Source organism: Flavihumibacter rivuli (assembly GCF_018595685.2).
GTDB lineage: Bacteria > Bacteroidota > Bacteroidia > Chitinophagales > Chitinophagaceae > Flavihumibacter > Flavihumibacter rivuli.
Window position 1 is genome coordinate 2,219,706 of sequence record NZ_CP092334.1, and the last position, 16,541, is coordinate 2,236,246.

The following is a 16,541-nucleotide window of genomic DNA, read 5'->3' on the forward strand; positions in this document are numbered from 1 at the left end:
GGAGACGGGTCGGAGACGGGTCGGAGACGGGTCGGACCTGCGTCCGACCCGTGAGTGGGAAGGGAGTGGTACATTAGCGTAAAAATCGGGCATGGCCATACAGGGGAATATCATCGATATTTTGAACAGGAATATCTTCTTTGGCGAGCTGTACATCAGCAATGGCCGCATTGAGAAAATACGACACCTTTCGGATGGTATCAATACGGCAGCCAGTTTTATCTGCCCGGGATTCATTGATGCCCATGTGCATATCGAAAGCTCCATGCTGGTACCAACCGCTTTTGCCCAGCTGGCAGTAGTGCACGGAACGGTGGCCACCATCAGCGACCCGCACGAGATCGCCAATGTCTGCGGGGAAGCCGGGGTCCTCTTCATGATCGAGAACGGCAAGAAGGTCCCTTTTAAATTCCATTTCGGCGCGCCCAGTTGTGTACCGGCAACAGTATTCGAGACGGCCGGTGCCACCCTCGATGCGGATGCGGTCACCCGACTGCTGGAAAGGGAGGATATCTACTATCTCAGCGAAATGATGAATTTCCCGGGCGTGCTGAACAAGGACCCCGAGGTATTGCAGAAGATCGCGGCGGCCCATGCCCTCAACAAACCGGTCGATGGCCATGCACCGGGACTGAGGGGAGAAACGGCCAAAGCTTATATTGAAGCGGGTATCAGTACCGACCATGAATGTTTCACCCGCGAAGAAGCCATGGATAAACTGAAATATGGCATGAAGATCATCATCAGGGAGGGCAGTGCAGCAAAGAACTTCGAAGCCCTCGTTGGCCTGCTGGAGGAACACCCGGATGAGATCATGTTCTGCTCCGATGACAAGCACCCCGACAGCCTGGCACTGGGTCATATCAACCAGCTCTGCGCCCGGGCCGTTGACCATGAGATAGACCTGTTCAATGTGCTGAAAGCGGCCTGCATCAATCCCGTACTGCATTATAATATGGAAGTGGGCATTTTGCGGGAAGGCGACCCGGCCGACTTCATCATCCTCAATGACCTCGACAATTTCCAGGTATTGGCCACCTATATCAATGGGGAACTGGTTGCCGAAAAAGGCAAGAGCCTGATCCCTGACCTGCCCTGCCACCTCATCAACCAATTCAATTGCCAGCCCCGCACCATCGGTGACCTCAAGGTACCGGAGGATGCCCCATTAAAACCTGCGATTGAGGCGTTGGATGGACAACTGATCACGAATGCCATTCCTATTACTAAGGTAGACCTGATCAACAAGGATGGCAATCTCTGCAGCAACCCGGCAAAGGACCTCTTAAAGATGGTGGTAGTGAACCGCTATAACGATGCCCCGGTGGCCATAGGCTTTGTGAAGAATTTCGGCTTCAAAAGGGGCGCGATCGCTTCTTCGGTTGCCCATGACAGTCATAATATTATTGCAGTTGGGGTGGATGATGAGAGCATTTGCGAGGCCATTAACCTGGTGATCCGGGAAAAGGGCGGGGTGAGCTGTGTGGACCGTGATAAGGGCGCTGTACTTCCGCTGCCGGTCGCAGGTCTCATGAGTGCCGACAATGGTTACGAAGTGGCGAAGTCCTATACCGAGATCGACCTGATGGCCAAGCACCTTGGATCCAGGCTGGGTGCACCATTCATGACGCTCTCCTTTATGGCGCTACTGGTGATCCCGCACCTGAAGCTGAGCGACAAGGGGCTTTTCGACGGCGATCGATTCCAATTTTGCTGAGGCCGGGAATTTTCACCGACCCATTTCCGCAGTTCACCGAATAATAGCATGCAATAACCTATGAAGCCTTGACCCGGGGTGGCATTGACAATAGTTTTGGTAAAAAATATGACAATGAAACCCCAACAACCTATCACCAATAACCAAGACAACATGATAAAAGAAAAAGGCGTACTGGCTGGTATCTTCCTGATCGCGATCGCCGGCCTCCTTATTGCCAATGAATACGGAGTGGTTTTTCTCCCCGGTTGGTTGTTCAGCTGGCCCATGATCCTGATCGCAGTGGGCGTTTTCTCGGGTATCAGTAACGGGTTCCGCAATGCTGGCTTCATGGTGCCCATCCTGATCGGACTATTCTTCCTGATCAGGAAGGAATTCCCCGGACTTATCCCGAGGAACCTGATCGTCCCCATCTTCCTCATGGCTTTCGGAGCATGGCTGATCTTCAAGCCTAAGGGCTGGAGTGGAAGACATTCCTGCAGGAAGAATCGGGGCATCTTCGATACTACCGGTACCAGCACGGAAGAAATTACCCCCAGTGATATTTTCAATGGCGATAAGATCGATGAAGGCGTGGTATTTGGCAGCACCCGCAAGCATGTGGTAACCAAGAATTTCCGGGGTGGTGAGATCTCTGCTGTTTTCGGCAGCAGCGAAGTGAACCTCACCCAGGCAGAACTCATCGATAACAATATACTCCTAGAACTCAATGCTGTTTTCGGCAGTGTGAAGCTCATCGTCCCGCCCCATTGGACCCTCAAGATGGAAAATTCTGCGGTACTGGGCGGTATAGAAGACAAGCGTCCGCAGCATTCCATTTATTCGGATAAGACACTCTACCTGAAGAACAGTGCAGTATTTGGCGGCATTGAGATCGTTCAGGGCTGAACCTACCAACCATTAACCAAAACTTCATCCTTATGGAATGGTTCATAGCTAAACTGGTCTACCAGATCATTTGCGGCGATGGAGACCACACTCCCCAATTTGATGAACAGATGAGACTAGTGCAGGCAAATGCCTATGCCGAAGCTTATGAGAAGGCCTGTCGACTGGGAAAGCAGGAAGCAACCAGTTTCACCAATGATCGCAGCCAACTCGTTCAATGGCAATTTGTGGATGTACCGGAACTGATCCATATCGATAATTTCATGGATGGCGCAGAAATATGCAGCCGCATCCATGAAGAAGCCAGCGGTGCCCATTACCGGGATGCCATTGTACAAAAAGCCATGATGGTAAGCAAAAGGACACCCCTACCCTTTCTCCCTTAAACCAGAACCAAACAATTGAACAACCAACACTTCCATATCACCACCATCAGGCGCGTTTACTATGGCCTCCTTGCTTTGGTCTTTTTCGGTCATGCCTGGCTGTTATATGTTGCTGGTTTCAGCTGGAACAATACCATTACCGAAAGCCTGCTGAATACCCTGACGCTGGGAGGATCCGGATTCATCCTATTCCAGGTCTTCCGTTACTACCTCCCATCCAGGGAAAGGTTCTGGAGCGTGCTGCTGGTGATCCATATCCTTACCGCCATCACCACCCTGGTGCAATCCATATTGCTGAATATTTTCCTGCAGCGTTACCCCGGGATGGAATCGCATTTAACCGAAACCATTGTCCCGCGGATCTGCCTTACCCTGCTCTGGAACAGCCTGGTGGCCTTCCTCTCCATGGCCATCAAAGCCAGCAGGGATAACAGCATGCAAGCCCAAAGGGTGAGGGATGTGGAGCAGTTTGCGAAGGATGCTGAATTATTTCGGTTGCGCCAGCAACTCCAACCCCATTTCCTGTACAACAGCCTCAACTCCATTAATGCCCTGATCGGTATCCAACCGGAGAAAGCCAGGGAAATGGTAGGGCAACTTTCCGATTTCCTTCGTTCAACAGTGAAGGTGGACGATAGCCAATTGTCTACATTGAAAGAAGAACTGGAACAATTGAACCTCTACCTCAACATCGAAAAACTGAGGTTTGGCCATCGCCTGCAAGCCAGCATTAGCGCCGCTGCACCGACTGATGAAGCGAAGCTGCCTGCACTGATCCTCCAACCGCTGGTGGAGAACGCCATCAAGTATGGCCTGTACGATACCCTGGAAACCGTTGACATCACGATTGAAGCAACACTAAATGATAAGCAATTGGTGGTAAGTGTTTGTAACCCTTTTGACCCGGTAACATCTACTGCCCACAAAGGGACGGGCTTCGGGTTGAACGGGATCAGGAAAAGGCTTTACCTGCTGTATGGCCGGAATGATTTACTCACCACCACTTCAGAAAACGGTCGCTTTTGCGCCACCGTCCTAATCCCCCAACTACATGTACAAAGCGATAATAATTGATGATGAGCCTTTGGCGATAATGATGGTAGAGGAATACCTCAAGGGCTTCCCTGACATAACGGTAATGGATACCTGTAATGACGGGTTTGCCGGACTTAAGGCCATTGCCACCCACCAGCCCGACCTGGTATTCCTGGATGTACAGATGCCCAAGATCACCGGCTTTGAAATGCTGGAACTGATCGATCATCCACCGGCCATTATTTTCACCACGGCATTTGAGGAATATGCCGTGAAGGCCTTTGAAGCCCATGCCATTGATTACCTGCTCAAACCCTATACCAGGGAGCGCTTTGAGAAGGCAGTGAATAAATTCCTGCAACAGGCACAGAAGGAAAAAGCAGCGGTCAACCTGCAGGAACTGCTGGAAAGCAACCCGGTGGCGGCCGCGCAACCCAACCGCATCGTGGTCAGAAATGGACAAGTCATCAAGATCATCCCGGTAGATGAGGTCATTTACCTGGAAGCAGCTGATGATTATACCCGGATCGTAACGAAAGAAGCCAGTTTCCTGAAAAAGAAGACCATGGCTTCCTTCGAAGTGCAGCTGGACCCCAACCGCTTCACCCGGATCCACCGCTCCTATATCCTCAACCTGCAGGAACTGACAAGACTGGACGCGCATGAAAAGGACAGCTACCTGGTCACGCTGAGGAATGGCCATAAGTTGCCGGTCAGTAAAACGGGCTATACCAAACTTAAATCTGTATTGGGTATTTGATCAGGCGATACTAGAGGGCTTCTGCCCTGAACAGGCATTCCTGCTCAGGCTTCCACTCCCAACCATAAGGCACCGCCGATGCTGTTGCGTCGGGCACCGGTAACTGATGCCAGCACATTGTATTCCTCCCTCCAGCGTAGCACCCCGATCAGGGCCATGATAACGGCTTCCTTGAATTCGATCAACTGACGGTCAGGTACAACCGCTTCTACCCCGGTTCCTGCCAGCTCATTACGGATGGCTTCCACCAGGAAACCATTCAACGCGCCGCCGCCCGTAACCAGCAGTTTCTGGCCGGCAAGGCTAATGCCCTCCCTGGTGCTGATCTCCTGCAGGCTGCGTTTCAACTGGGCTGCGATATGAACCGAATAGGTATGTAAAGCATCTGAGGTTGACAAGCCGGCATCCGCCACCATTGGGAACACGATATCGGTCCCGAAATCATTGGCAAGGGATTTCGGGTAGGGCTGGTCATAGTATTCCAAACCATTCAGGCTCCCCAAAAGGGATGGGTCGAGGCTTCCTGCAGCTGCCAGTTGGCCACCGGCATCCATCAGCAATCCTTCCTGTTGGGCCAGCATGTTCAGCACCCTGTTGGCAGCACAGATATCAAAGGCAAAATATTGGTCATCCTTCCTGAAGGAGAGGTTGGCGATCCCGCCGATATTGAGTAGGAAAGCATAATCGGCCAGCAGCAATTTCTCCCCGATCGGCACAATGGGAGCCCCCTGTCCGCCAAAGGCCACATCCAGGGCCCTGAGGTCGCTGATCACCGGCAGGCCGGTCTCCGCCGCGATGGCCGCACCATCACCGATCTGGCCGGTCATGAGTTGGGCTGGCATATGGAAGGTGGTATGGCCATGGGAAGCGATCATGTCCACCTTATGTTCCAGGTGATGGGCAGCAATGAACCGGTTCACTTCGCGACCAATATAATGGCCGTATTCCGCATGCAGCAGCATATAGTCCTGGGCTGAAAGATGGATGGCATTCTTCAGTTTCTCTACCCATTCACCGGTATAGGGATAGCATTCCGCCGCCACGATCTCCATCGACCACTTACCTCCTGTTTCCTGGAAATGCACATAGGCGATATCCAACCCATCGAGCGAACTGCCGCTCATCAGACCAATTGCTTTGTATAACATGAAAAAATGATTTTAGTATTCCCTACCTGAGGTTTAGATTTGCTTTTGCGGCCGCAAAATACGACTAATGAGGCTAGTTAGCAGGGAAGAAAAGTCGCGGCCACCCTTGTAAAAAATCGTTTATGGTTGTCAACCTCAGTAAGAACTATTCATTGCTTTGTGATTGGGTAAGGGAACTCAGGGATGTGAACATCCAGCAGGACCGTATGCGCTTCCGCAGGAACTTGGAAAGGATCGGCGAAGTGGCGGCCCTGGAGATCAGCAAGCATATGGCCCATCATGTTGAAGAGGTCCCCACGCCCATGGGTAGTTCCAACTGTAAGGTCCTGTCCCAGCAGCCTGTATTGGCCACCATCCTAAGGGCCGGTATGCCCCTCCACCAGGGCTTGCTCAACTATTTCGATAAGGCCGACAATGCCTTTATCTCCGCCTACCGCAAGCACCATCCCGATGGCAGTTTCGAGATCAGCATGGAATATGTTTCCTGTCCCGAACTCGATGGCAGGGTGCTGATCATTGCTGATCCCATGCTGGCTACCGGTGCTTCGCTGGTGAAGACCATCCAGCATTTGCGTGATGAAGGTGCGCCAAAAGAGGTCCATATAGTGTGCGCTATCGCTTGTACCGTAGGCATCGAATACCTCCACCGCAATGAACCCAATGTCAAGATCTGGTGCGGGGCCATTGATGAAGAACTGACTGCCAAAAGCTATATCGTTCCCGGACTGGGCGACGCGGGCGACCTTGCCTTTGGTCCAAAAATGCAGTCCTGATATCAAATATTAACAGCTGCCATAAGGGAAAAATTGTATTTTACCGGACCGTGGTTATGAGAAAACTATTCTGCTTACTTATCCTTGCAAGCTTTTGCACAGTCCGGCTGAATGCACAGGATCCCCATTTTTCACAATTCTTTGCATCCCCCCTGACGCTGAACCCTGCCTTTACCGGTAAGTTCAACGGTACCCTGAGGGCTGCAGGCAATTACCGGGACCAGTGGCCGACCATCAGCAAGGCTTTCGTAACCTCAACCCTTTCCCTGGATGCCCCCATCATGAGCGGCAAGATCAATGAATGGGATACCTGGGGGATCGGCGGCATGGTAATGACCGACCGCACCGCAAACGGCATCCTCAATTCCAACTATGTTGCTTTTTCCACTGCCTATCATAAAGCGCTTGATGAAGATGGCTTCCACCAGCTAGGCGTAGGCTTCCAGGGTGTATATGCTGCCAAGCGGCTGGATGGTTCGCAACTGAACTTTGAAAACGAACTGGCCCTCGACGGTACCTGGAGCAATCCTAGTGGTGAGGCCATTGATGGTAGCAGGATCGCCGTGGATTATTTCGATTTCAATGCGGGTATTCTCTATAGTGGATCCGCCGGTGGCGATAACAACTTCTATCTTGGCGCATCGGTTTACCATATCAACCGGCCCAAGGAGAATTTCACCAATGGATTCTATACCATCCAACCGCGCTTCACGCTGCATGGTGGTGGCTACCTGCCCATTGCCGATAATGCTACCTTGCACCTTTCTGCCCTGCATACCCAGCAAGCCGGCGCCAATGAAACCGTTGTGGGTGGTGCAGTAGCTTTTCACCTGAACCAGGATGAAGAAAGGCCAACGAATTTTTATGCCGGTTCCTGGATGCGCTTTGGTGATGCGCTCATCCCCTACCTGGGACTTGAATGGGGTGATTTCCGATTGGGAGCAACCTATGATGTGAACACTTCCAACCTGAAGACGGCTTCCCAGCGTCGCGGGGGTATTGAAATATCGCTCATCTATATACGCAGGCCAAGTGATGGCCGGAAGGATATCCCCTGTCCTAAGTTTTAAACTTCTTCCCACTCACGTAGGGATCGCCCTGCAGGTAAAACCGGTAGGGCAATTTTGCGTCTTCGCCTGCATAGTCCACCCCGATCCTGGGTGTCGCTACCAGCTGATCTGCGCTAACGGCATAACCATCATCAGCAATATAGATCTCGTTGTTGAGCAGAAGGCCTGTATGAAGGGTGGAGATCCCGAGGGCCTTTGACAGATTTCCCGGTCCACGGCCAATGGTATGATCCTGTTTGGGTTTGCCCATCCTTTCCAGCATGACCGGTATCCCCTCCAGGGGATGGATGGCCCTCACCAGCACTGCATGCGGGATATCCTCCAGGTTGGTGACAATATTGAACAAATGGTGGATACCATAACAGAGATATACATACGCAGTTCCACCCGGTGCATACATCACTTCGGTCCTGGCCGTCCTTCGCCCGCCAAAAGCATGGGAGGCCTTGTCCACTATGCCATTGTAAGCTTCGGTCTCAACGATCCTGCCGCTGGTCTTCATCCCATTAAAATTGGTGACGAGTACCTTACCTACCAGCTCCCTCGCCAGTTCCACCACATCAGGCCTTTGAAAGAAAGATGTTCCCAATTTCCGCATCATTGTCGCCAGTGTTGGTTCAAAGTAATAAATTTAGGCCGTTAAAACTTACCCATTTGCTTAAAGAGATCATCATAGCTATAGAGTCCTATATCAAAGCCCACCGTTTCATTGGTGAGCACAAGCTCTGGCGATGGATCATTATTCCCGGTATCCTGTACATGATCCTGTTTGTGACAGGCATGTATTTCTTTGTCAATTCCAGCAACGACGCCGTTAATTACCTCAGTAACCTGATCGGTATCGACCGCTGGCTACAGGAACAGAAAAGTCCCTTCCTGAGTTTTATTTTCCTGATGGGCGGGATCATGGTCAGGCTATTGCTTGTATTCTTCTACTTTTCCCTCTTCAAATATTTCTTCCTCATCGTTGGCTCGCCCCTGTTTGCCTACCTGAGCGAAAAGACAGAATCCATCCTGGAAGGCAAGGATTTCCCTTTCAGCTTCAGGCAGCTGATGAAGGATATCATCAGGGGCATCAGGCTTGCACTGCGTAACATGTTATGGCAAACCGTCTATACGGTCTCCATCCTGTTGCTGTCCATTATCCCGGTGGTCGGCTGGATCAGCCCAATGCTGTCCTTGTTTTCCGAATGTTATTACTATGGTTTCTCCATGATCGATTACAGTTGCGAACGCAGGAAGATGAGTCCCTCACAAAGCATCGAATTCATATCGCAGCATAAAGGACTGGCTATCGGCAACGGCCTGTTGTTCTACCTCATGCATATCATCCCCTTTATCGGGTGGATACTGGCACCCACTTATGCCGTTGTGGCTGCCACCCTTAGTGTTCGTGAACTTGAAAAGAAATAACCATGGCCAGTAATGCAATAGGCACTGTGCTGTTGATCCCTACCTTCCTGGATGAGGGGAACCTGGAAACCATTCCTGCTTATGTAGTGGCTGCCGTGAAGGAATGCCAGGTATTCTTTGTGGAGAATGAAAGAACTGCCAGGCGTTACCTGAAGCAGTTATGGAAAGAAATGGTGATCGACCAGTACGAATGGTTCGCCATCCACAAAGCGGAGGAGGAAGTCAGGAGCCAGTTCAGGCAACAATTACAAAGAGGAAAAACGATCGGCATCATCAGTGAGGCTGGTTGTCCGGGTGTGGCCGATCCTGGCCAGCTATTGGTGGCCACTGCACAGGAAATGGGTGCCCGGGTTAAACCATTGGTAGGCCCCAGTTCCATCCTATTGGCCTTGATGGCCAGTGGCATGAACGGCCAGTGCTTCAAGTTCAATGGCTACCTCCCTATCGATAACCAGCAACGCAGCAGGGTACTGAAAGAACTGGAACTGGAGTCAGCAAAGAAGGACTGCACCCAGATCTTCATTGAAACCCCCTATCGCAATAACCAACTCATTGATTCCATCATTGCCCATTGTAAGCCCAACACACGGTTATGCATAGCCGTAGATATCACCGGCGGGGAGGAAACCATACAGACCAGGACATTATCGGCATGGCAAAAAAATAAGCCGGACATCCATAAACGTCCGGCTATATTCCTGATGCAAGCCCAGTAATCACTGGGTTGGTTGATGTTTAGGTGAGATCACTTTATCCGTGGGAACCCCATTCATGGACAGGATGGAATCAACGATATAGTTGGAATTTCCCCTCCAGGGAATTGCGCCCAGGTGTTCTTTGTAATGCAATTCAAAATTCTTCCCGCTATTGTTCATCAGGGTCTCGGCGATCTTCGGGTCAGATACGGAGAATTCAAACTCATAGGACTGGATGCTGCCAGCCATGCCACCCTTGAAACCAGATTGGATCAGCTTTCCTTCATAGGTCTTGAAAACATACCCTTTCTTCACCAGGAAATTCAGTTCACCGGCCTTCACCCCTTCACCGAATACCCAATAATAGCGCCAGTAGAAGAATGCACCCCCGATCACCAATAAGGCAATGATAATGATAGACAGAAATCTTCCCATAGTAAAGTTTTTTCAGGGGTGAAAATAACTCATCTTTTTATATGCACCATTATTATAATCCGTATTTATCTACCAGATAGATCAATATGGCCATGTTAAGGGAGCCAAGCTCCAGCTCCCGCTTGTTCACATGCTCAAACACATCACTGCGGGCATGGTGTACATCAAAATACCGGGAACCATCAGGTGTTAAGCCAGCAAGGGGCGTACCCAGTGCCCTGTTCAACGGACCGATATCAGCACCGCCGCCACCTGCTGTCAACTGGTGTACCCCGTAAGGCAGGAAGAGGGGCAACCAGGCCTGCATCCTCTCCAGTTTTTCCTTGTCGATGGTGAAACCGAATCCCCTTGGGGTGAAACCACCGGCATCACTTTCCAGCGCAAATACATGTTGTTCGCCTTTGGCCTTAGCTTCCTGGGCATACTTGTTGCCGCCACGCAATCCGTTCTCTTCATTGGCAAAAAGCACAACCCTGATGGTATGCCTGGGCTTGTACCCAATAGCCTTCAGGGCACGCAGCACTTCAATGGAATGCACGCAACCGGCACCGTCATCATGCGCACCTTCGGCAGGATCCCAGCTGTCCAGGTGGCCGCCTACTGTTATGTACTTCTCCGGGAACTCGGTGCCCTTCAATTCACCGATCACATTATGGCCAAGGGTATCACCATAGAAACGGGCATCGGAACGGTAATAGATATTGACCTCCTTACCGGCCTTGAGGGCCGCGATCAGCGCATCCGCATCCTGCAGTCCTATGGCGGCCGCGGGGATCTTCGGATAGGCGGTATCGTAAGCAAGGGAGCCGGTATGGGGATGGTTATCCGCAGCAGCAGTAACCGAACGGATCATCACGGCTACTGCGCCATAACGGGCGGCACGACTTGGACCAGACCTTCGGTAAGCACCTGATTCACCGTAAGACTTGAATGTTTGTGTATTGCGGTTATCAAAGATGTTATTGTACACCACGATCTTCCCTTTCACCAGGTCCTTCTTCGCTTCCAGTTCATTGAAATCATTGATCAGGATGGCCGGGGCAGTGATGCCTTTAGGGTCAGTTCCCACGGAATTGCCCAGGGCCAGGATATCCATATTGACCTTCTTAGCCTTCTCCCCTTTGATGGTGTACCAGGCTTCTTCTTTCTTTCCCCTTTCCCAATGGGGAACCATGCATTCCTGCAGCCATACCCTGTCGGCACCCGATTCTTCCAGCACCTGCTTTCCCCAGGCTTCAGCCTTATACATGCCCGGTGAGCCGGCAAGACGTGGCCCGACAGTCTTACACAAAGTGCGAAGGTTGTTGTAAGCTTTTCCAGCAGTCAATACCTCATCCGCCAGTTTCCTGATGAACAAGGAATCGTCCTGCTGGGCTACTACCGTTTGTACGGAAATCAGCGCGATAATCCCTAGTATTGTTCTCATTTGGTTGATTTTGCTAAAATTAGCCAAACATTTGATTGATCCGGCTGGTTATTGCAGCAGCCTGCAACAAGGCTGAAAAATCCATTACCTTCACAACCTATTTATTTGCCTTATGCGTATTGGTATTGTTTGTTATCCCACTTTCGGCGGTAGTGGTGTTCTTGCTACAGAACTGGGAAAGGCCCTTGCCGATAAGGGGCACCAGGTTCATTTCATCACCTATCAGCAACCGGTAAGGCTGAACGAATTCAATGCGAACATCTTCTACCATGAAGTTAGGGTACCTACCTATCCATTGTTCGATTACCCGCCTTACGAAACCGCATTGGCCAGTACCATGGTGGATGTCATCATCAATAACCAGCTCGACCTGCTGCATGTGCATTATGCCATCCCGCATGCCTCGGCTGCCTATATGGCCAAGCAGATCCTGTTGAAGAGCGGTAAAAGCATTCCGGTCATCACTACATTGCATGGTACAGATATTACACTGGTGGGAAGGGACAAGACCTATGCTCCTGTGGTTACATTCTCCATCAACGAAAGTGATGCCATTACCGCGGTTTCTGATAATCTCCGTGAAGAAACCTATAAGTCGTTTAAGATCGAGAAAGAAATAGAGGTCATCCACAACTTCGTTGACGTCAGCCGTTTTTCCAAGAAAGGAATTGATGCCTTCAGAAGGGTCATTGCGCCCAATGGGGAGAAGATCCTGATGCACGCTTCCAACTTCAGGAAGATCAAGCGCATTGAAGACATTGTTCGCATATTCGCCAACGTAGTGAAAGTAGTGCCTAGCAAACTGCTGTTTGTAGGGGATGGCCCAGAACGCCCGATGGCAGAAGGCCTGAGCAGGGAGCTAGGCATCTGCGACCATATCCGCTTTGTGGGTAAGCAGGAACAGATGGAGGAGATCCTGGCCATCGCAGACCTTTTCCTGCTCACATCAGAATATGAAAGCTTTGGTTTAGCCGCACTGGAAGCCATGGCCGCAGGTGTGCCAGTGATCAGTTCCAATGCCGGTGGTTTGCCGGAGATCAATATCCATGGCCAGACCGGTTACCTGGGTGCCGTAGGCGATGTGGCCGGCATGAGCAAACACGCTATCGACCTGCTGAGTAATGACGAAAAGCTTCGCATCTTCAAGGACCAGGCCCGCGAGCAAGCCAACCGCTTCGATATCCATCATATCGTTCCGCAGTACGAGGCGCTCTATAACAGGTTCCTGTTTACGCAAGGATAATTGACAAACCACATCGATAGTAACGGGAAAGAAAAACATCCATTTTCTTTCCCGTTTTTTTAACCCGTTGGTCATAGGACGCAACGGGGGCGACGGGGGACTATTTAACCTCAGCGGGGTCTCCCGTAGGGGACCCCGATGTATAAAAGGCGAAATGTTTATGCATCCAACAGCTACGCTCATCTTCCAACTACCCGTTGGTCATAAGACACAACGGGGCGCCGGTTGGCTATTACATAATATCACCACATAGGAGTTTTCTTCGGGATTCCCCAATGGAACTCCATCCTGCTATTCATCAGGGTCCCCTTCGGGAGACCCTGATGGGGTAAAATTGTAGCGATGCAATTGTATTCTGCGCTGCTGTAGTGTGTTATCACCAACAGTTCCTACAGTTAACCCCAGCGGGGTCTCCCGAAGGGGACCCCGATGTATAAAAGGCGAAATATGTATTCATCCAACAGCTAAGCTCATCTTCCAATTACCCGTTGGTCATAAGACACAACAAGGGCGACGGGTAATGGTCCTAAGACACCATGGTGGCGTGGGGGATTCCCCCGTCCAATAGCCTATCCACCGCTACTGGGTAAAATCATCCAACCCCCAACATTCCCTTTTCCGCAGCGGTTATATTTGGTAAATTGAAAGACATTAACCATAACCTTTCGCATATGAAATTCAGTTTAAGGCACGGATTGCGGAAAGCCTTTTATGCCCTTTGCCTGGTACCATTGACGACCATGGCCAATGACCCTGTCCCGAAAGCCGGAAAGGGAATGACCATCCCGGTAGAATATTACAAACTTGCCAATGGGTTGAAAGTCGTGTTGTCGCAGGACAAGCACGCTCCCATTGTAACGGTGGCTGTGTATTACAATATTGGGTTCAGGATCGAGCCGAAGAACAGGACGGGCTTTGCCCACCTCTTCGAACACATGATGTTCCAGGGTTCGAAGAACTTCCCCAAGGGTGAGTTTGATAAACTCACCGAAAGGAACGGCGGTTTCAATAACGGTTCTACCCGTTTTGATTTTACCAACTATTTTGAAGTCATGCCTTCCCACATGCTGGAGCCTATTCTCTGGGCAGAGGCTGACAGGATGAAGGCCCTGGACCTGAACCAGGCAGCCCTCACCAACCAGCAGGGCGTGGTGAAGAACGAAGTAAAAGTGAACGTGCTGAACCGTCCCTATGGCGGCTTCCCCTGGCTGGATATGCCGCAATACGCCAATGAGAACTGGTACAATGCGCATAACTTTTATGGCGACCTGAAGGACCTTGATTCCGCTAACCTCGAAGATGTAAAATCGTTTTTCAGCACTTACTATTCCCCCAATAACGCAGCCCTGGTGATCGTTGGGGATTTCGAGATCGCCAATGCCAAAGCCTGGATCGACAAATACTTCAGCGCCATCCCTGCTTCCCAGTTACCGGCCAAACCAGACCTCACTGAACCGGTACAGCAAAAGGAGAAACGCTTTTCCAAGGAAGATCCACTGATCTCCAAACCGGCCATTGCCATCGCCTACAAAATGCCGGAGCGCAATACACCACAGTATTATGCCATGGGGATGATCAGCGAATTGCTGGTAGAAGGAAAGGATTCCAAACTGTTCCAACACCTTGTACAGGAGAAGGGCTATACGAGCAACATTAACGGCGGCATCAATTACCTGGGCAATATGTTCAACTATAACGGTCCCATGCTGTGGATGATGGATTGCATCTACGACGGGACTGTCAATGCCGATTCCATCATTGCAAAAGTTGACCAATCCCTTGCAGAACTGGAGAAGGAGGTGACACAGGAATCCATCAACCTGGCCATGGTGAAGATGCGATCTTCCCTTTACGATAACCTTGGCGGATTCTATGGCATTGGACTTGCCGACCTGCTGGCCTGCTTCGCGCTCTTTGATGATAACCCATCGAGGGTGAACCAACTAGAAGCCGCTTTCCAACAGGTGACACCGGAATTGGTTCGTTCCACCATCAGGGATTACCTGCGTCCCACCAACAGGACCATCCTCATTTCCCAACCCGCTAAAAAAGAGACAAAATGAAGAACCTGATCCTTTATACAAGTTTTGCTTTGCTTCTTTCAGCTACTACCGCAGAAGCACAAACGCAATTACCAGCTGCAGGCAAACCAAAGGATTTTGTATTGCCGGCCAGCAAGAAAATTGAACTGCCCAACGGGCTGAAACTGACCATGGTTCCTTATGGTAATATTCCCAAGGTGACAGTGAGGGTAGTGGTAAAGACAGGCCTGGTTCATGAAGCCAAAGGTGAGACCTGGCTGGCCCGCTACATGGGTAAGCTCATGGAAGAAGGAAGCCTCCAGAATGACCTCCAGTCCCTGTCCAAAAAAGTAGCCGCCATGGGTGGTCGCCTGAGCATCAATGTAGGGATGGAATCCATCTCCATTGGAGGATCGGTATTATCAGAATACGCTCCTGAATTCATCCGCCTGATCGCTGAAGTACTTACCACGCCTGCCTTCCCGGCCGCTGCAGGGGAACGTTTGAAAAACGACCTTAAGCGGGAACTGACCGTAAGGAAAGGGCAGCCCGATGCCCAGGCCCAACAGGAGTTCTTCTCTATTCTTTTTAAGGACCATCCTTACGCATCACAGTTCCCGACCGAGGAAGGACTGAATGCCCTGACGGTTGAGAAGGCCAGGGATTTTTACAATAAACAGTTCGGTGCCCAACGCACCAGTATCTATGTTGCCGGCAATTTCGATGCCGCGGCGGTGAACACCGCAGTGAGCCAATCACTCGGCAACTGGGCGAAAGGTCCTGCCATCAGCTATCCACCCGTGAAGGCCAATAAGAGCAGTGAGCTGGTGATCATTGACCGTCCCAATGCACCGCAATCCACCCTATTCCTGGGAACACCTGTACCGGATGTCAGCAGCCCGGAATTCACCCAGATGGAGATCACTAATTCCTTGCTGGGCGGATCCTTTGGCTCCCGCATCACCAGGAATATCCGGGAGGACAAGGGTTATACCTACAGTCCATACAGCGCAGTAATGGAGCGCCAGTCCAACGCAGTCTGGTATGAGAAGGCCGATGTAACCAGTGAATCAACGGGTGCTTCCCTTTTTGAGATCTCCAAGGAGATCAGGGGTTTGCAAGCCGCGCCGCCTCCTGCAGAGGAATTAAAAGGTATCCAGAATTATGAAGCGGGAAGTTTTGTGCTGACCAATTCGAGCGCGGATGGGATCATCGAACAGCTGAACTACATGGACATGTTCGGCCTGAAGGAAACCTATCTCACCAACCGCATCAAGAACCTTTATTCGGTCACCCCTGCACAGGTGCAGAACATGGCACGCAAATACCTCAATTACGAGGACATGACCCTGGTGATCGTGGGTGATAAGAAGCAATTGGAAAGCCAGATGAATACGATCAACGATACCAGGAAAAAGAAAAAGGCCTTCTAGGCCAATTGATCATCTCCAGAGATCGTTGCCGATAGAAGTGCCCATTACAAAAAGAAAGTGGAATGTTGACGGGATCGACCATCCCAAGCAACATTCCA

General features: G+C 50.8%; 16 protein-coding genes. 12 read left to right on the top strand and 4 right to left on the bottom strand.

Annotated features, from left to right (window positions below; translation table 11 throughout):
• The first annotated feature begins 91 nt into the window (after nt 1-91).
• From ade to KJS94_RS09785, 5 genes are all read left to right on the top strand, one after another.
• A complete protein-coding gene (gene ade, locus KJS94_RS09765) occupies nt 92-1,717 on the top strand; it encodes an adenine deaminase (RefSeq protein ID WP_214447411.1) in 1,626 nt (541 codons plus the stop codon).
• Nucleotides 1,718-1,870: 153 nt separating this feature from the next.
• On the top strand, nt 1,871-2,605 hold the full coding sequence (locus KJS94_RS09770; RefSeq protein WP_239804114.1) for a LiaF transmembrane domain-containing protein: 735 nt from the start codon (nt 1,871-1,873) through the stop codon (nt 2,603-2,605).
• Nucleotides 2,606-2,637: 32 nt separating this feature from the next.
• Nucleotides 2,638-2,991 (top strand): DUF4288 domain-containing protein, encoded by a 354-nt coding sequence (locus KJS94_RS09775; RefSeq protein WP_214447409.1) that lies wholly within the window; start codon nt 2,638-2,640, stop codon nt 2,989-2,991.
• Between the two features lie 15 nt (nt 2,992-3,006).
• Complete coding sequence (locus KJS94_RS09780; RefSeq protein ID WP_239804115.1) at nt 3,007-4,065, top strand: sensor histidine kinase; 1,059 nt, start codon at nt 3,007-3,009, stop codon at nt 4,063-4,065.
• A complete protein-coding gene (locus KJS94_RS09785; RefSeq protein WP_214447408.1) occupies nt 4,043-4,786 on the top strand; it encodes a LytR/AlgR family response regulator transcription factor in 744 nt (247 codons plus the stop codon). Before KJS94_RS09780 ends, KJS94_RS09785 begins: the two co-directional genes overlap by 23 nt.
• A gap of 44 nt (nt 4,787-4,830) precedes the next feature.
• Here the strand turns inward: KJS94_RS09785 and KJS94_RS09790 are convergent, their stop codons facing one another.
• The gene (locus KJS94_RS09790; RefSeq protein ID WP_214447407.1) at nt 4,831-5,934 is read right to left on the bottom strand and encodes an anhydro-N-acetylmuramic acid kinase; all 1,104 of its coding nucleotides are present in this window, start codon (nt 5,932-5,934) and stop codon (nt 4,831-4,833) included.
• 122 nt (nt 5,935-6,056) lie between these two features.
• On the opposite strand from KJS94_RS09790, the gene upp reads away from it, so the two are divergent.
• Both upp and KJS94_RS09800 read left to right on the top strand, forming a co-directional pair.
• The gene (gene upp, locus KJS94_RS09795) at nt 6,057-6,707 is read left to right on the top strand and encodes a uracil phosphoribosyltransferase (RefSeq protein ID WP_214447406.1); all 651 of its coding nucleotides are present in this window, start codon (nt 6,057-6,059) and stop codon (nt 6,705-6,707) included.
• Nucleotides 6,708-6,763: 56 nt separating this feature from the next.
• Complete coding sequence (locus KJS94_RS09800) at nt 6,764-7,777, top strand: PorP/SprF family type IX secretion system membrane protein (RefSeq protein WP_214447405.1); 1,014 nt, start codon at nt 6,764-6,766, stop codon at nt 7,775-7,777.
• Here the strand turns inward: KJS94_RS09800 and KJS94_RS09805 are convergent.
• Complete coding sequence (locus tag KJS94_RS09805; protein ID WP_239804116.1) at nt 7,767-8,378, bottom strand: DNA-3-methyladenine glycosylase; 612 nt, start codon at nt 8,376-8,378, stop codon at nt 7,767-7,769. The genes KJS94_RS09800 and KJS94_RS09805 overlap by 11 nt on opposite strands.
• Before the next feature lie 53 nt (nt 8,379-8,431).
• On the opposite strand from KJS94_RS09805, the gene KJS94_RS09810 reads away from it, so the two are divergent.
• Together KJS94_RS09810 and KJS94_RS09815 are read left to right on the top strand one after the other, a co-directional pair.
• Nucleotides 8,432-9,190 carry an EI24 domain-containing protein gene (locus tag KJS94_RS09810; protein WP_214447404.1) on the top strand — a complete coding sequence of 253 codons (759 nt, stop codon included), beginning with the start codon at nt 8,432-8,434 and terminating at the stop codon, nt 9,188-9,190.
• A gap of 2 nt (nt 9,191-9,192) precedes the next feature.
• Nucleotides 9,193-9,906: an SAM-dependent methyltransferase gene (locus KJS94_RS09815; protein WP_214447403.1), complete on the top strand. Its 714-nt coding sequence runs from the start codon at nt 9,193-9,195 to the stop codon at nt 9,904-9,906.
• On the opposite strand, the gene KJS94_RS09820 is transcribed toward KJS94_RS09815, so the two are convergent.
• The gene (locus KJS94_RS09820; RefSeq protein ID WP_214447402.1) at nt 9,907-10,320 is read right to left on the bottom strand and encodes a hypothetical protein; all 414 of its coding nucleotides are present in this window, start codon (nt 10,318-10,320) and stop codon (nt 9,907-9,909) included. It abuts the gene before it with no gap.
• 52 nt (nt 10,321-10,372) lie between these two features.
• Entirely contained in the window at nt 10,373-11,746 is a 1,374-nt protein-coding gene (locus tag KJS94_RS09825; RefSeq protein WP_214447401.1) for a M20/M25/M40 family metallo-hydrolase, read from the bottom strand.
• Between the two features lie 112 nt (nt 11,747-11,858).
• Between KJS94_RS09825 and bshA the strand changes: the two genes are divergently transcribed.
• The 3 genes from bshA to KJS94_RS09840 all read left to right on the top strand — a co-directional run bounded on the left by bshA (nt 11,859) and on the right by KJS94_RS09840 (nt 16,443).
• Entirely contained in the window at nt 11,859-12,989 is a 1,131-nt protein-coding gene (gene bshA, locus KJS94_RS09830) for an N-acetyl-alpha-D-glucosaminyl L-malate synthase BshA (RefSeq protein WP_214447400.1), read from the top strand.
• A 671-nt stretch (nt 12,990-13,660) separates the two neighbouring features.
• Nucleotides 13,661-15,052 carry a M16 family metallopeptidase gene (locus KJS94_RS09835; RefSeq protein WP_239804117.1) on the top strand — a complete coding sequence of 464 codons (1,392 nt, stop codon included), beginning with the start codon at nt 13,661-13,663 and terminating at the stop codon, nt 15,050-15,052.
• A complete protein-coding gene (locus tag KJS94_RS09840) occupies nt 15,049-16,443 on the top strand; it encodes a M16 family metallopeptidase (RefSeq protein ID WP_214447399.1) in 1,395 nt (464 codons plus the stop codon). Before KJS94_RS09835 ends, KJS94_RS09840 begins: the two co-directional genes overlap by 4 nt.
• Nucleotides 16,444-16,541 lie beyond the last annotated feature (98 nt).

What these genes read in the sequence shown, in the direction of transcription:
- ade (WP_214447411.1), top strand. Translation starts at nt 92, where the DNA reads ATGGCCATACAGGGGAATATCATCGATATTTTGAACAGGAATATCTTC.
- KJS94_RS09785 (WP_214447408.1), top strand. Translation starts at nt 4,043, where the DNA reads ATGTACAAAGCGATAATAATTGATGATGAGCCTTTGGCGATAATGATG.
- KJS94_RS09800 (WP_214447405.1), top strand. Translation starts at nt 6,764, where the DNA reads ATGAGAAAACTATTCTGCTTACTTATCCTTGCAAGCTTTTGCACAGTC.
- KJS94_RS09790 (WP_214447407.1), bottom strand. Translation starts at nt 5,934, where the DNA reads ATGTTATACAAAGCAATTGGTCTGATGAGCGGCAGTTCGCTCGATGGG.
- KJS94_RS09835 (WP_239804117.1), top strand. Translation starts at nt 13,661, where the DNA reads ATGAAATTCAGTTTAAGGCACGGATTGCGGAAAGCCTTTTATGCCCTT.
- bshA (WP_214447400.1), top strand. Translation starts at nt 11,859, where the DNA reads ATGCGTATTGGTATTGTTTGTTATCCCACTTTCGGCGGTAGTGGTGTT.
- KJS94_RS09820 (WP_214447402.1), bottom strand. Translation starts at nt 10,320, where the DNA reads ATGGGAAGATTTCTGTCTATCATTATCATTGCCTTATTGGTGATCGGG.
- KJS94_RS09770 (WP_239804114.1), top strand. Translation starts at nt 1,871, where the DNA reads ATGATAAAAGAAAAAGGCGTACTGGCTGGTATCTTCCTGATCGCGATC.
- KJS94_RS09805 (WP_239804116.1), bottom strand. Translation starts at nt 8,378, where the DNA reads ATGATGCGGAAATTGGGAACATCTTTCTTTCAAAGGCCTGATGTGGTG.
- KJS94_RS09815 (WP_214447403.1), top strand. Translation starts at nt 9,193, where the DNA reads ATGGCCAGTAATGCAATAGGCACTGTGCTGTTGATCCCTACCTTCCTG.
- upp (WP_214447406.1), top strand. Translation starts at nt 6,057, where the DNA reads ATGGTTGTCAACCTCAGTAAGAACTATTCATTGCTTTGTGATTGGGTA.
- KJS94_RS09825 (WP_214447401.1), bottom strand. Translation starts at nt 11,746, where the DNA reads ATGAGAACAATACTAGGGATTATCGCGCTGATTTCCGTACAAACGGTA.
- KJS94_RS09775 (WP_214447409.1), top strand. Translation starts at nt 2,638, where the DNA reads ATGGAATGGTTCATAGCTAAACTGGTCTACCAGATCATTTGCGGCGAT.
- KJS94_RS09840 (WP_214447399.1), top strand. Translation starts at nt 15,049, where the DNA reads ATGAAGAACCTGATCCTTTATACAAGTTTTGCTTTGCTTCTTTCAGCT.